Genomic DNA, 15,341 nt, shown 5'->3' with positions numbered 1-15,341 from the left:
TATATTAATAATGTCAAAATTTGAAGCATAACGTAGAATGGTGCAATTTGGTTTACGTTGAATGCAGATGTGCCTGCGATTCTGCCCACTTTCAGGTCCAGGTAAAAAAATGCCATTTCATACTTCGTTTCAGGAAAGATAATGTGTAACCGAAATTTAGTTACATTTTAGACTTATCCTGATTAGAAAAAAATTAAAACACGATTAATTAACATGACGCCCCGAAAAGCATTTTCTACAACTCTCGGATTCTGTATCTTACTCATTTCATCCAGCACTTTTCAGGCGTTTGCCCAGACAGTCATGCCGCTTTATCCCGACAAAATTCCGAACTCCATTCAAGTGCCGGATGAGGAGACGAATGTTGATCAGATCGCTAGGAAAGTGTCCCGGCCCACATTAACGGTTTATCTGCCGCCTGCGTCAGCCTCAACCGGAGCAGCAGTGATCGTTTGTCCGGGCGGTGGTTACGGCGTGCTAGTGATGGAGCGAGAGGGACACCAGGTGGCCAAAGCGCTTAACAAAGCGGGCATTGCAGCGATGGTACTGAAATACAGGTTGCCGGACGACAAAATTATGTCCGATAAGTCGCTGGGGCCGTTACAGGATGCGCAGCAGGCGATCAAGACGGTCCGGGAACAGGCGGAAAAATGGAAGATTAACCAGGCAAAGATTGGCATTATGGGCTTCTCAGCAGGCGGACATTTAGCCGCGACCGCAGGGACACATTATGACAGCACATTTATTGCCAACCCAATGAAAACCAGCCTCAGGCCGGATTTTATGATCCTGGTATATCCGGTGATCAGTTTGATGGACCTTATCGGGCATAAAGGTTCGAGCAGCAATCTGCTCGGAAAGACGCCGACGAAGGAGAAGCTTAAATATTTTTCCAATGAACTGCAAGTCACCAAAAGCACGCCACCCACGTTTTTGACGCATGCGGGTGATGACACGGTTGTGCCGGTTTCCAACAGCATTCAGTTTTATGAGGCGCTTAATGCGGTGAGCATTCCAGCCGATATGCACATTTATTCCAAAGGCGAGCACGGGTATCTCAAAACGCCTGCTTTCAGCGAGTGGTTTGGTCGTTGCCTGCATTGGATGAAAGTCAACGAATTTTTGCCTTCAAAATAACCTTATAACAGGCCTTCAAACACGCCGGGAGCAAGTCCGAAGAGGATAGTCAGGAATGTGGCAAGCAATAAAATCACCTGATAAAATGGGGCAACGCGGATCTTGATCAAATCTCCTTCTTTTAAATAAGACGAAATGATCACGCGGAAATAGTAATAAATACCCACCGCGGACATCAACACGGCAATAACGGTGATCCAGATAATTCCTCTGTCTGCCGCGCTGGTGAAGATGAAAAATTTACCCCAAAAACCAGCTGTCAGAGGAATCCCTGCCAATGATAGCATGGAAACCGCGAGCACGAATGCCAGCATAGGATTTTGTTTAGCCAGACCATTAAATGCTTCGTAGCGTTCGTTAGGCTGTCCTTCGAGTGTTTTTTCTCTGGAAACCAACATTAGTACGCCAAAAGCACAGATCGTTGACAATGAATAAGCCAGGGAGTAAAATACGATTGCATTTTGGGAAGGCTTGGTCAATGCGGTTAAAGCGATAAGCATATAACCCGCATGTGAAATCCCGGAATAGGCCAGCATTCTTTTAAAGCTGTTCTGACTCGTTGCACCAATGTTCCCCACGAGTAAAGTAAGCACGGCAATGGTTGCGATAATGATCCACCAAAAGCCATATATTTCACTGAATGAGGTGTTTAACAAACGGAAAAGAGCAGCAAAACCGGCTGTTTTCACAATTGTAGACATGAATGTGGTAAAGATCGTCGGTGCTCCTTCATAAACATCCGGCGTCCAGAAGTGGAATGGCGCAGCCGAAACTTTGAACAACATGCCGATTAACAGCAAAAGCAATCCCGCATATAAGATATAAGGCTGTGCATCTGCCTGAATGTTCGAAGCAAAACCGTGAATGTGGCTGAGTTTGAATGAGCCTGTTGCCCCGTAAATCAAGGTCATGCCGAAAAGCATAAAGCCCGTTGCGAAAGCGCCCATCAAGAAGTATTTCAATGCAGCTTCATTGGAACGCAGGTTGCGTTTGTTGCTTCCTGTCAAAATGTACATCGCGACAGACAAGATTTCCACACCGATAAAAAGCATGATCATGTGCTCAAAACCGATCATCATCAACGCACCAACCAGCGAGAAAAGCATTAACCCAAAATATTCTGCTGGCTCGGAATCAGGGTTTTCCTGGAAGCCTCCTGAAATCGCCACGATCATAAAAGCCGATAGCAGCACGATGCCGTTGAATGCAAGTGTCAGATTATCAACCCGCAGCATATCATAAAAATAAAGCAGCGGTCCTTTGTTCCACTCCACGAAATTGCTCGCAATAGCCAGGACAAGGAAAAATAATACGGCAGGAAGCAAAACATTCTTTGATTTCGAAAAGCCCAGAAACAGGGTTACGACGCCAAGAACAGACAACAATATAATGGGATACATATTTTGACTAGTTATTAACCATTTGTAAAAGTTGACTTACAGCTGGCTCTGTTAATTTCAGAAATGTGTTGGGGTAAATGCCGATCCAGAAAACCATGATCACCAAAGGCAAAAGCACAGCGCGCTCACTCATGGTAAGATCCTGGAATCCTTCAACCCACTTGGAACGCGGGCCGAACATTGATTTTTGGAACATCCGCAGCATATAAACGGACCCCAGAATGATGGTAAGTCCTGCAATTGCGCCCAGCCAGCCATCGTATTGGAAAACGCTGGATAGTAACAGGAATTCGCCTACAAAACCATTTGTTAACGGAAGCGCAACGCTTCCCAGGAGCAGGATCATAAAGTAAACGCTCAAATGCGGTGTGCTCTGCGTGATGCCGCCAAGCTGATCCAGATAACGTGTTTTGGTGCGGCTGTAAATAATATCAATGATGAAAAACAGCCCGATCACATTGATTCCGTGCGCAAGCATTTGAATCAATGCGCCTTGCAAGCCATTGATCGAATAAGAGAAAACACCTGCGGCCATCAAACCAACGTGCGCAAAAGACGAATAAGCGATCAAACGCTTCATATCGCTCTGCTGAATGGCAATGATAGAACCGTAAATGATGCCGATCACGGAAAGGACCATCGCCATCGTGCCCCAGGTTTCCATTCCGCCCGGAACGATCGGAAGCAGGAACCGGATCAGACCATAAACCCCCATTTTCAGCATAATACCGGAAAGGAGCATGGTTGCTGGTGTAGGCGATTCTGTGTAAGTGTCTGGTTGCCATGTATGGAATGGGAACAAAGGCATTTTAATTGCAAAGGCAATAAAGAACGCCCAGAAGATGAAGCCCTGAACCGGTTTGGCAAGTTGCAATGCGTAAAATGCGGTGATCTCAGAAGTATGCGTGCCGGGTGTTTGGTAATACAGATAAACGAGTCCAACCAGCATTAACAAGCTTCCGAAAATGGTGTAAATGAAGAACTTGAATGTTACTTTCAGACGATTTTCTCCACCCCATATCGCTGCCAGGAAGTAAACCGGAATCAGCGCCGCTTCGAAAAACAGATAGAACAAAAACGCATCCGTGGCCGTGAAAACACCGATTAAGGCGGCTTCCATGAACAAGATCAGCGAATAAAAGGAAGCAGGCTTCCTGTAATCATGGTTGAAAGCCGAAAGGATGATAAGCGGTGTCAGAAATGTCGTCAGCAGAACCAGAACAAGGCTGATGCCGTCAATGCCTGCGGCGAAGGAAATGCCTCTGGAAGCGAGCCAGGCGTATTTAAAGCTGAATTGGGTTCCCGCTGCCGGATCAAATTGCAGCCACGTCGCAATGGAAACGCCAAGCACAGCCAGACCGCTCACCAAAGCAACTTGCTTCGCGAGGCGTTCGCCTGAGAGAAGCGTAAGAACACCTGCGGCAATGGGTAAAAGTATTAACAGAAGAGTAAGCATATTTTCAAGTCAACGGTCAGCAACAAATGGTGAACGGATTTTATAGATCAAAGTAAAAGCTTCCAAAACAGGATAACCACAATGCCCAGAACCATGGCAAACACATAATCGCCCGTGGAACCGGTCTGTGTTTTCTTCAAAAGCCCTGCAAAGAATTGGGTAAGTCTTACGAAAGCATTGACCACCAGATCAATAAAGAACTCTCCAAAACTGTAAAGGATATTGGATAAGGTTTTGATAGGCTTCACAAATACATTATCGTAGAGCTCATCCACATAATATTTGTTGTACACCAAACCTTGCAACGCTGATTTTGGCTGAGAATCCGGTGCCGGAACCGAAGCCTTTTGCACATACATAACATAAGCCACAACCGCCGATACCAACGCCACAGCCACCGAAACGCCCATTAACAGATATTCCTCTGAGTGCGAAAGCTCCGTTGGCAAGAAAGCCTCAGGATTCACCTGACGAGACGCGTCATACAACGGGCTCATGAATTCAGCCAGATGATGTGTGCCATGCAATGCTTCCGGTACGCCAATAAATCCGCCTAACGCAGACAGAACCGCCAAAATAACCAGCGGAATCGTCATAGAAGCAGGCGATTCGTGCAAATGATGCTCCTGCTCGTGCGTGCCCCGGAATGTTCCGAAGAATGTCAGGAACAATAGGCGGAACATATAGAATGAGGTCATTAACGAGCCCAAAACCCCGATTACCCAAAGCAATTTGTTGTGCTCGAAAACGTGTGCAAGGATCTCATCTTTGGAGAAAAATCCTGCAAACGGCGGAATTCCGGAGATGGCAATGGTTGCAATCAGGAATGTGAGGAACGTGATAGGAAGCTTTTTCCGCAAGCCGCCCATCGAACGGATATCTTGCTCATCGGACATGGCATGAATCACGCTTCCTGCTCCAAGGAATAGCAATGCTTTAAAGAATGCGTGCGTAATAACGTGGAACATTGAAGCCGAATAAGCCATCGCACCCAAGCCCATAAACATATAACCCAGCTGACTCACAGTGGAGTAGGCCAGGACTTTCTTAATGTCATTTTGTAAAAGACCAATCGAAGCCGCAAACAACGCCGTCGCCGCACCGATAATGCCGACGATTTCCAATGTGGAAGGCGCCAGTGAATAGAGGACATTGGAACGGATCACCATGTAAATCCCGGCCGTAACCATCGTAGCCGCGTGGATCAGCGCCGAAACAGGCGTAGGACCCGCCATTGCATCCGGTAACCACGTGTACAACGGAATTTGAGCCGATTTTCCCATAGCTCCGATAAACAGGAACAATGTAATCATGATGATCACGGGATCACCGATTTCAAAATCCGTTGCCTGGCTGAAAACCTCAAGATATTCAACCGAACCGAATGTGGAGATGATTGTAAAAATCCCCAGTAGGAAACCTAAATCTCCTACCCGGTTCATAATGAATGCCTTGCGGGCAGCATTGTTGTAATTTGTGTTTTTATTCCAAAATCCGATCAGCAGGTAAGAGCACAATCCAACGCCTTCCCAGCCAATGAACATGATCACATAATTGGAACCCAGAACAAGCAGCAGCATGAAGAACAAAAACAGGTTCAGATAAGCGAAAAACTTACCAAAACCTTCATCGTGATGCATGTAGCCGATGGAATAAATGTGGATCAGCGAACCGACTCCGGTAATGATCATCAGCATTAAAAGCGAAAGCTGATCGACCTGGAAAGAGAACGGAATGTTGAGGTTGCCAACTGTGATCCAATCGAAAAGCGGCACGATAACCGGCTGACTGCCAGCCGCTATAAAAGCTTGAAAAGTCATCACCGACAGCACGAAACTCGCCACAACAGCCAATGTTCCGATAATGCCGACAGCGCCTTTGGGTATAGTCTTAAATCCGATTCCGTTGATCAGGAAACCAATCAGCGGTAACAAAGGAATCAGAATGAGTAATGATGCAGACATGTTAAATATTTAATCTTTACTGGCAAATGCTTACCACTTCAATTTGTTAAGGAATCCAATGTCCGTATTTCTTGTGTTCCGGTAAATCATTACGATAATCGCCAGTCCCACAGCTACTTCCGCAGCGGCGACGGCCATGATAAAAAACACAAAAACCTGCCCGGAAGGGTCAGATCTATAAGAAGAAAACGCGATAAGGAGCAAGTTGGCAGCATTCAGCATCAATTCCACAGACATGAAAATGATGATCGCATTGCGACGTGTAAGTACGCCGATAATGCCGATTACAAAAAGTAAAGTGCTGAGAATTAGATAATGTTGAAGGGGAATATTCTGAATAACCGCCGGTATATTGACCTCTGGAATATTGGGGTTTGGGATCATAGCAGGTTTACCTTGTTGGATATTCGGTTAAAATAGTCAAAAATAGATTTCCGGCAAAAATAGACATAAATACTACTTACTCAAGTGCGTTCGCAACGATTATGTCAGCGCTGGGTCAGTGCGCGCAGTTTAATTTCGGTTAGTTTTCTTTTGGTATCCAAAGGAAAATCGCCCTTCATGATCCAATCGTAAAACGAAGGTTCGGCTTTCAAAACATCTGCAATGCGTTTTCCATTGTGTTTTCCAAAATTGAAAACCTCTTCTCCTTTGTCGTTATAGGTCATCCGGCCTGCAAAATCGATCAGTTTGGAAGCCGTAAGCTCGTGAAGCGCAGCCACGTCATTTTTGATCGGTTCTGTTTCCACGCCATGTGAATCAACTACCTTAACGCCTTCATAACGAGCAATTTGTCCTTGCAAAACTTCAAAAGTGGCAATCGTGTCTGCTTCCGCGCTATGCGCATTCACAAGCTCTTTTCCACAATAGAATTTATAAGCAGCGCCCAGGTTACGCGGTTCCATCATGTGGTAAATCCGCTGAGCGTCAACTGTTTTGCGATTTTTCACATCAAATTCAACTCCCACCCGCAGGAATTCTTCCACGAGCATGGGAATATCAAAACGATTGGAATTAAAACCAGCCAGATCGCAGCCTTCCAGGAATGTCGCCAGGTTTTTTGCAATGCCTTTGAATGTAGGCGCGTCCTTCACATCTTCATCGTAAATGCCGTGTATCAGGCTGCTTTCCAGCGGGATAGGCATTTCCGGGTTGATTTTCCGGGTGCGGATTTCGGTTTCTCCATTCGGAAGCGCTTTCACAACGGACAGCTCGACGATTCGGTCGCGGCAGATATTGACTCCGGTTGTTTCAAGATCAAAAAAAGCAAGCGGCTTCTTCAGACGGAGGGTATGCATAAGGCACTGAAATTTGATTTTCGAGCCGTGAAGTTACGCCTAAACCTAAGATAGCGCAAGAAAGAGGTTAGTTTATATAGATTATAAAAAAGTTAAAATTGCTAATCCCGGCATACTAATAAATCAATGCTAATCCATCCAGCCATACGACTTGGTAACCGCTTTTTGCCAGCCTTTGTAAAATTTATCCCTGGTTTCGTTAGCCATGTCCGGGTTCCACGTGTGAGCAATGGCCCAGTTGGCGGTGAGTTCGTCGGTGTTTTTCCAGTAACCTACGGCCAGGCCGGCGGCGTAGGCGGCGCCTAATGCCGTGGTTTCAGCCACAGCGGGTGACACAACTTGCGTATTCAGAATGTCCGATTGGAATTGCATGAGCAGTTCGTTCAAAACCATTCCGCCGTCCACGCGCAGTGAGGCCAGCTTGATGCCTGAGTCCTGTTCCATGGCACGTACGACGTCGACAGTTTGGTAAGCCGTTGCCTCTAAAACTGCTCTGGCAATGTGACCTTTGTTCACATAACCTGTCAATCCGGCAATCACGCCGCGGGCGTCATTGCGCCAGTAAGGCGCATATAAGCCGGAAAATGCGGGCACAAAGTAAGCGCCGCCGTTGTCTTCGACGGTTTTTGCCAGTTTTTCAATGTCGCTGCTTTTTTTGATCAGACCCAAATTGTCCCTGACCCACTGCACCAATGCACCGGTGACCGCGACGCTGCCTTCCAATGCGTATTGGACCGGATTGTCGCCAAATTTATAGGCAATGGTTGTTAGCAAGCCATTTTCCGATGTTTTAAGCTCGTTACCTGTGTTCATCACCAGGAAGCAGCCGGTGCCGTATGTGTTTTTAGCCATTCCCGGTTTGAAGCAAGTTTGGCCAACCAATGCGGCATGCTGGTCGCCCAGGTCGCCGGCAACGGGCACGCCCGGCAGGATTTCGTTGTTGACATAGCCGTAAATCTCACTGCTGCTTTTGATTTCGGGCAGCATATTTTCCGGAATGTCGTAAGCTGCGAGCATTTCCTTATCCCATTGCAATGTTTTGAGGTTCATGAGTTGCGTGCGGCTTGCATTGGTTACGTCCGTTACGTGAATGCCGCCGTCGCCATGCGTTCCGCCTGTCAAATGCCAGATCAGGAAAGTGTCCATGTTGCCAAAAATCGCTTCGCCTTTTTCTGCGTCCTCGCGAATTCCTTCCACATTATCCAAAAGCCATTTCAATTTTAAGCCGCTGAAATAGGTGGAAACAGGAAGTCCGGTGATTTCGCGGAACTGGTTGAGGCCGCCTTCGCGTTCGTATTTGGCGACGAGCTCGGTTGTGCGCGTGTCTTGCCACACCAATGCATTATAATAAGGCTTGCCAGTGCGCTTGTTCCAGACAACCGTCGTTTCTCTTTGATTAGTTATCCCAATCGCCGCAATGTCCGCCGCCGTTGCCGAAACATTGATTCGCGCTATTGCGATCACTTCCAATGTATTTTTCCAGATTTCGGTCGGATTATGCTCCACCCACCCCGGATGCGGGTAAATTTGTTCGTGTTCCTTTTGTCCTACTGAAACAATATTTCCCTGATGATTGAAAAGGATGCAACGCGTACTCGTGGTTCCCTGGTCAATGGCGGCTACGTATTTCGACATGGTGGTATTTTGATTGGCTTTTTTTGCAATAAAGTCAGTAATTAGAGAAAATTACCTGATAGCGACAAATCAGCGCCAAATGAACCCTCACACACATTCCGGAAATGAAGCGTAAATTCAAAATAGCAGGACTGGCTTTGCTGTCTGCCGTTATCCTGTTTCTGATCCTCGATTTCGCCTTTCCATTTCAACCCAAAATCCATTACGCCACGCAGGTTACCGATTATAAGGGGAATGTGATTCATGCTTTTCTGAGTAAAGAAGACAAGTGGCGCTTATATGCCAGCGTTTCGGAAATTACGCCGCTGCTGCGTAAGACATTGATATATAAGGAAGACAAATATTTTTACTATCATCCGGGCGTTAATCCTTTCGCCATTGCTCGCGCTGGCGTCCGTAACATTTTTACGGGCCGCAGAACTTCCGGCGCTTCAACCATTACCATGCAGGTTGTGCGGCTGATGGAGCCGCGGAGGCGGACTTATCTGAATAAAATCCTCGAAATCCACCGTGCATTTCAGCTGGAATTGCATTATTCCAAAGCCGAGATCCTGCAAATGTATCTCAATCTGGTCCCTTATGGCGGCAACATTGAAGGCATTAAGGCGGCTTCGCTGCTGTATTTCGGAAAACCGCCTCAGTTGCTCAGTTTGTCGGAAATTACGGCGTTGACCATTGTTCCTAACCGGCCATCGAGCCTGCGGCCGGGCACACGTAACGATGCCTTGGTGGCTGCCCGCAATGTGTGGCTGCGCCGGTTTGAGGAAGAGCGGCTTTTTGATAAAAACATTATTCAGGATGCGTTGAATGAGCCTTTGGTGGTGAAGCGCCTGCAAGCGCCGAAGCTGGCGCCGCATTTGGCATTGCGATTAAAAAAAGAGAATCCGGATGAGCCGGTGATCCATAGTCAGCTTAAAATTCAATTGCAGAGCCAGATCGAGGAGCAGGTTAAAAATTACATTAACCGACGAAAAATGATGAACATTCACAATGCGTCGGTGCTGGTGGTGAATAATGAGACGATGGAAGTGGAGGCTTATGTGGGCTCGGCGGATTTCAATGATGTGTTCGATGGCGGGCAGGTGGACGGCGTCCGGGCTGTGCGTTCGCCGGGAAGCACCCTGAAACCATTGCTCTACGGGACGGCATTTGATTTGGGATTGGTCACTCCGAAAAAAATTGTAAATGATGTTCCGAGCAATTTCAGCGGTTATGAGCCGGAGAATTTTGATCAGCATTTCAATGGTCCGGTTACGGCGGAATTCGCCTTGGCCAATTCTTTAAACATTCCGGCAGTCAAGATTCTGAAGGAAGTAAGCACGCCCGTCTTGATCTCCAAATTGCGGAAAGCAGGATTTAAAACCATTGACAAACAAGCCAAAGATCTGGGTCTTTCTATGATCCTGGGGGGCTGCGGGGTGACATTGGAAGAGCTAACCCACTTATTTGCAGCATTTTCCAATGAAGGGGAGTTGAAAAAATTACGTTACACTTCCGAAACGCCTTTGGACAAAAAAGGAACGCCTGTCATTTCCCCGGAAGCATCCTACTTACTAACCAACATTCTGACCCAGATCACCCGTCCCGACTTGCCTACAAACTTTGACAACACCTATCATTTACCCAAAATCGCCTGGAAAACAGGCACTTCGTATGGAAAACGGGATGCGTGGAGTATTGGGTATAATCGCCGATATACGATTGGCGTTTGGGTCGGTAACTTCTCAGGGGAAGGCGTTCCCGAGCTGAGCGGCGCAAACACGGCTACGCCTTTGCTGTTTTCCATTTTCAATGCATTGGATTACAACTCGCCCAAAGGCTGGTATGAAACGCCTGCTAATGTCTCATTGCGGAAAGTGTGCGCAGAGAGCGGTGACATTCCATCTGAGTTTTGTACGCATCAGATTTTAGATCAATACATTACGGGTGTGTCGGCTTATAAAAGATGCCAGCATCTGCGGTGGGTTTTTACGGATAAGCCGGGCAAGATTTCTTACTGCACTTACTGCCTTTCTGAAAATGGTTTTGAAAAACGCGCTTACGCCAATCTGGCTCCCGAACTGATCGCCTATAATGAGCTCCAAAAGATCCCTTACCAAAAAATTCCCCCGCACAACCCTGATTGTGAACGTGTTTTCCATGAAGGGCCGCCATTAATCGTGAGTCCGAATGACGGAAGCGAATATTATTTACGCCCCGACGAGCCGCAGCAGATCCAGCTCGCTAGTCAGACGTCCAATGACGTGCAGGAGGTTTTTTGGTATATTAATGATAAGCTCAAACAAAAATCCGCCCCGCATGAAGGCGTTTTTGTGAGCCTTCCGCTGGGGCGGGTTAAAATTTCGTGCAGCGACGACAAGGGCCGGAACTCCAATATCTGGGTGACCGTCAAAAAAATGTGATCCTACAAAGGCTGATCAGCTGCTTCCTGATAAATCACCTGCATCAATGTCTGCCCGACCGCCTTTAATGTCTTAGGATCAATGTGTTCCATCGTGTCATCATTCGTGTGCCATTGGTCAAAGAATGTTTTCGACATGTTATTTGGCTTGGTATGAATGATGTCGATCATCGGGATTTTTGCAATTTTGTTAACCGCCACGTGGTCGTCTGTAATTGCACCGCCTCTTTCGTTGATAAAGAAATTGCTGTATCCAATTCTGCTTGCGGTATTCCAAACCGTATTTACAAAGCGCTCAGCCATTTGTACAGAATAGCCTTCCTTAAAGAATGTGGCACCTTTCGCACCAGCCATATCGAGCAAAATCCCGAAATGAGCGGTGTAATTTGGAATGTGTTTGTTGGCTGCCCAATATTGGGAACCTAAGCAAAAGCCGCTGTATTCATCAGTTGCAACTTCCGAATTCCCCCAATCTTCTGCATCAAAAAATATAATGTCAACGCCAATTTCAGGAGATGGATTTTGCGTAGAAAGCACGCGGGCAACTTCCAGCAAAATTCCAACGCCGCTTGCGCCATCATTTGCTGCCAGTACGGGTTTGTTTTTAACCAAAGAATCCTGATCAGAAAAAGGCCGTGAATCCCAGTGCGCGGCCAGCAGAATCCGTTTCTGCGCTTTTGGGTTAAAGCTGCCGATAATGTTAGTCGAGTTGAGCGTTTGGTTATCGTAAGTTTTTGCTTTGAATTTTTGTTCAATAACATCCAGACCGTAACCTTTAAGTGTTGCCGCCAAATAAGCTGCGCAAGCATCGTGTTGCTTCGTATTAGGAACCCTGGGGCCAAAGTCAACTTGCTTCTGCACAAACTTATAAGCTGAATCTTCACTGAATGCTGGGCTTTTGACAAGGGCGGGCGCTTGCTCGGCGGCTTGTTCGGAACTGTCTTTGGTTTTGCAGCCGTAGGCCAGCACGAAGACAAACAATAACAATGTTAACTTTTTCATATTTACTCTTCGTAAGCCCAATCGATCCGTGTTTTGGAATCGCGGATCACCAGTCCCTGGTTTTTGAAATAAGAACGGATTTCGTCTACTTTTTCGTAGTTCATGGATAATTTATATTCCTTGTAAAGCTTCAACATGCCGTCCAGAATGGCATAACCTTCGTTCAGCTCTTCTTTCAATCCCAAAACATCTTCGAAAAAAGTGACGAAGTTGTTTTTCAAAGCATTGAATGTTTCCTCGCCCAGCGCCGCTGATTTCAGCTGGCCCATATTGAGCATATTAATGTATTTCAACATATTAAACAGGTTCGCAAATGCAACGGCCGTGTTCAGGTCATCATTCATCGCACCATAAAATCCGTCAATGGCTTTCTCGATCTCAATTTTCTTGATCTCGTCCGGGCTCACGCCTTCTTCCGGCATATAGGAAAGCAATTTTGCGTTTCTGAGTCCGTTAGCGAGCTTTTTGTAACCCTTATGCGCTGCCTTTAATGCTTCATTGGAAAAATCGAGCGTGCTGCGATATTGGCTTTGCAGCATGAAGAACCGCACGGTCATGGGACTGTAAGCTTGTTCTAGCAAATCGTGGTTTCCGGAGAAAAGCTCGGCAGGCAAAAACGAGTTATTGAGCGATTTGGACATTTTTTGTCCGTTCACTGTCAGCATATTTGTGTGCATCCAGTAACGCACCGGCTCTTCATTGGTAAGCGATTTCCCTTGCGCGATCTCGCATTCGTGGTGCGGGAATTTCAAATCCATGCCGCCACCGTGAATGTCAAATTGCTTTCCTAAATATTTGGCACTCATGCAAGTACATTCCAAATGCCATCCCGGAAATCCCATACCCCAGGGAGAATCCCATTGCATAATGTGCTCAGGGCTCGCCCTTTTCCAAAGTGCAAAATCAAGCGGATTACGTTTTTCAGATTGTCCGTCCAGCTCGCGGGTTTCGTTTAAAAGATCTTCAATAATGCGGCCTGAAAGCTTGCCATATTCATTGCCGTCTGCCTGATATTTATTGATATCAAAATACACAGAGCCATTCGACTCGTAAGCCGCGCCTTTTTCTATCAAAGTTTTCACCGCCTCAATCTGCTCGATCAAATGTCCCGTTGCAGTAGGCTCAATGCTGGGTGGAATTAAATTGAAAATGGCCGAAACATCGTGAAAATCATTGGTATAGCGTTGCACGATCTCCATCGGTTCAAGCTTTTGGAGCTTGGCCATTTTGCCAATTTTATCTTCACCCGCGTCCCCATCGCCCACCAGGTGGCCTACGTCCGTAATGTTGCGCACATAGCGCACTTTGTAGCCAATATGCGTGAGGTAACGGTACAGGATGTCGAAAGACAAAAACGTGCGGATATTTCCTAAGTGTACATTATTATAAACCGTTGGACCACAGACATACATGCCGACATAGGGAGGGGCAATAGGAACAAATACATCCTTTTTACGGGTCAATGTATTGAATATTCTAAGCGGCTGAAAAGTTTGCGCGGTCATCTATGTTTTTACTTACTTAAAAACTGATTGTATTAATGTTGTGTCTTCACAAGCCGGGTTTCAACCCACTTGATGATCTTTTCTGCTTCTTCAAGTCCTACGGAAGCAATTTTAGCACTTCTGCTTCCCTGGTAACCCATATTGATATGAAGAATTTCGTATGCTGTTACAAATTTGGATAGCAAGCTTTTGTCGACCTTGCTAAGTTCCATTTGATACCACTCTACACTCTTTGGGGTTTTCTTGTTTTTCTCTCCCAGTAATTCATTCAATGCAAGTAAAATGCCTGTATATGCTGTGTGTCCGGCAATCTTGACATACTTTTTGTCCTGATACATTCCATCCTGCTTCTTTGCATTGTTGCTCAAAAAATCTTTTGCGTTGTCAATGTGCCTTCTGGCTTCGCTGATCGCTTCCATAGTAATGTGTTAGTGGTGAAAGTGGTGAATTTTACAAAAATAGCAAATAACCTATGATTGAGTTAAACAGTTTGGCAGAATAGCGTGGGGCCGGGGCGCTATTCGGGCGTTTTGATTATCTTCGCAGCGCTTTTACATAGAAGGCCCAGTTTGAAACTATCTTAAAATCAATACAATACTTATTTATGAGTTTATTAACCGTAGGATCTGTTGCATTCGATGCGCTTGAAACACCTTTTGGAAAAACAGATAAAATTATTGGCGGTGCGGCCACTTACATCACACTAGCAGCATCATATTTCACCAAAGAAAATAATCTCGTAGCCGTTGTCGGCGGCGACTTCCCGGATGAAATGATCTCCCTTTTGCAAGACCATGGCGTTAATACAGAAGGACTTGAAATTGTAAAAGAAGGAAAAACCTTCTTCTGGTCGGGGAAATATCATGAGGATATGAATACCCGCGACACACTTGTTACGGAACTGAATGTGATGGAACATTTCGATCCCATCATTCCGGAATCTTACCAGGGAACGACCTTCTTAATGTTGGGAAATACAGTTCCGGCGACCCAAAAAGTGATTATCGAGCGCATGAAAAGCCGCCCAAAGCTGATTATGCTCGACACAATGAACCTTTGGATGAACATTGCGATGGATGATCTGAAAGCGGTTCTGAAAATGGTGGATTTGATCACGATCAATGATGAGGAAGCGCGCCAGCTTTCGGGCGAATATTCGTTGCGGAAAGCTGCGAAGAAGATCATGGAAATGGGCCCGAAAACATTGATCATCAAAAAAGGCGAGCACGGCGCATTGTTGTTCCAGGGCGACCGCATTTTCTTCGCTCCGGCATTGCCATTGGAAGAAGTTTTTGACCCAACTGGCGCAGGAGATGTGTTTGCAGGTGGATTTATCGGTTATCTGGCAAGCACAGATGACATTTCATTTGAAAACATGAAACGCGCGGTCATTTACGGATCTGCAATGGCATCATTCTGCGTGGAAAAATTTGGGACAGAGCGACTTGTGAACCTGACGCAGGAAGAAATCAATAACCGCGTGCAGGATTTTGTGAACCTGTCGAGCTTCGAAATTCAATAATATTGAGTTGAAATTTTATAA

The 15,341-nt window shown here is 46.1% G+C and carries 12 protein-coding genes; 3 read left to right on the top strand and 9 right to left on the bottom strand.

Annotated elements, in window-relative coordinates; translation table 11 throughout:
* Positions 1-213: 213 nt before the first annotated feature.
* Positions 214-1,137, top strand: coding sequence for an alpha/beta hydrolase (locus NFI80_RS18005; protein WP_235165620.1), 924 nt, complete (start codon positions 214-216; stop codon positions 1,135-1,137).
* Positions 1,138-1,139: 2 nt separating this feature from the next.
* Here NFI80_RS18005 and NFI80_RS18000 read toward each other — a convergent pair whose 3' ends face one another.
* From NFI80_RS18000 to glpK, 6 genes are all read right to left on the bottom strand, one after another.
* The gene (locus NFI80_RS18000; RefSeq protein ID WP_235161835.1) at positions 1,140-2,537 is read right to left on the bottom strand and encodes an NADH-quinone oxidoreductase subunit N; all 1,398 of its coding nucleotides are present in this window, start codon (positions 2,535-2,537) and stop codon (positions 1,140-1,142) included.
* Positions 2,538-2,544: 7 nt separating this feature from the next.
* A complete protein-coding gene (locus tag NFI80_RS17995; protein WP_235165619.1) occupies positions 2,545-3,993 on the bottom strand; it encodes a complex I subunit 4 family protein in 1,449 nt (482 codons plus the stop codon).
* Between the two features lie 47 nt (positions 3,994-4,040).
* Positions 4,041-5,957, bottom strand: coding sequence for an NADH-quinone oxidoreductase subunit L (gene nuoL, locus NFI80_RS17990; protein WP_235165618.1), 1,917 nt, complete (start codon positions 5,955-5,957; stop codon positions 4,041-4,043).
* 30 nt (positions 5,958-5,987) lie between these two features.
* Entirely contained in the window at positions 5,988-6,341 is a 354-nt protein-coding gene (gene nuoK / locus NFI80_RS17985; protein WP_026629568.1) for an NADH-quinone oxidoreductase subunit NuoK, read from the bottom strand.
* Between the two features lie 104 nt (positions 6,342-6,445).
* On the bottom strand, positions 6,446-7,255 hold the full coding sequence (locus NFI80_RS17980) for a 3'-5' exonuclease (protein ID WP_233794712.1): 810 nt from the start codon (positions 7,253-7,255) through the stop codon (positions 6,446-6,448).
* 129 nt (positions 7,256-7,384) lie between these two features.
* Complete coding sequence (gene glpK, locus NFI80_RS17975; protein ID WP_233794713.1) at positions 7,385-8,890, bottom strand: glycerol kinase GlpK; 1,506 nt, start codon at positions 8,888-8,890, stop codon at positions 7,385-7,387.
* Positions 8,891-8,994: 104 nt separating this feature from the next.
* Here glpK and pbpC point away from each other — a divergent pair, with 104 nt between their 5' ends.
* Positions 8,995-11,292: a penicillin-binding protein 1C gene (pbpC, locus tag NFI80_RS17970; RefSeq protein ID WP_235165616.1), complete on the top strand. Its 2,298-nt coding sequence runs from the start codon at positions 8,995-8,997 to the stop codon at positions 11,290-11,292.
* Positions 11,293-11,294: 2 nt separating this feature from the next.
* Here pbpC and NFI80_RS17965 read toward each other — a convergent pair whose 3' ends face one another.
* From NFI80_RS17965 to NFI80_RS17955, 3 genes are read right to left on the bottom strand one after another with little or no spacing between them, the layout of a single operon-like run.
* Positions 11,295-12,293 carry a M28 family peptidase gene (locus NFI80_RS17965; RefSeq protein ID WP_235165615.1) on the bottom strand — a complete coding sequence of 333 codons (999 nt, stop codon included), beginning with the start codon at positions 12,291-12,293 and terminating at the stop codon, positions 11,295-11,297.
* Between the two features lie 2 nt (positions 12,294-12,295).
* Positions 12,296-13,798 (bottom strand): cysteine--tRNA ligase, encoded by a 1,503-nt coding sequence (cysS, locus tag NFI80_RS17960; RefSeq protein ID WP_235165613.1) that lies wholly within the window; start codon positions 13,796-13,798, stop codon positions 12,296-12,298.
* Between the two features lie 32 nt (positions 13,799-13,830).
* On the bottom strand, positions 13,831-14,217 hold the full coding sequence (locus NFI80_RS17955; RefSeq protein WP_235165611.1) for a DUF5618 family protein: 387 nt from the start codon (positions 14,215-14,217) through the stop codon (positions 13,831-13,833).
* A 185-nt stretch (positions 14,218-14,402) separates the two neighbouring features.
* Between NFI80_RS17955 and NFI80_RS17950 the strand changes: the two genes are divergently transcribed.
* Positions 14,403-15,320: a PfkB family carbohydrate kinase gene (locus tag NFI80_RS17950; RefSeq protein WP_235161828.1), complete on the top strand. Its 918-nt coding sequence runs from the start codon at positions 14,403-14,405 to the stop codon at positions 15,318-15,320.
* Positions 15,321-15,341 lie beyond the last annotated feature (21 nt).

This window comes from Dyadobacter chenhuakuii (assembly GCF_023821985.2).
Classification (GTDB): Bacteria; Bacteroidota; Bacteroidia; order Cytophagales; family Spirosomataceae; genus Dyadobacter; species Dyadobacter chenhuakuii.
The sequence above is the reverse complement of the archived record's forward strand: the minus strand, read 5'-3'. Positions and strand labels throughout refer to the sequence as shown.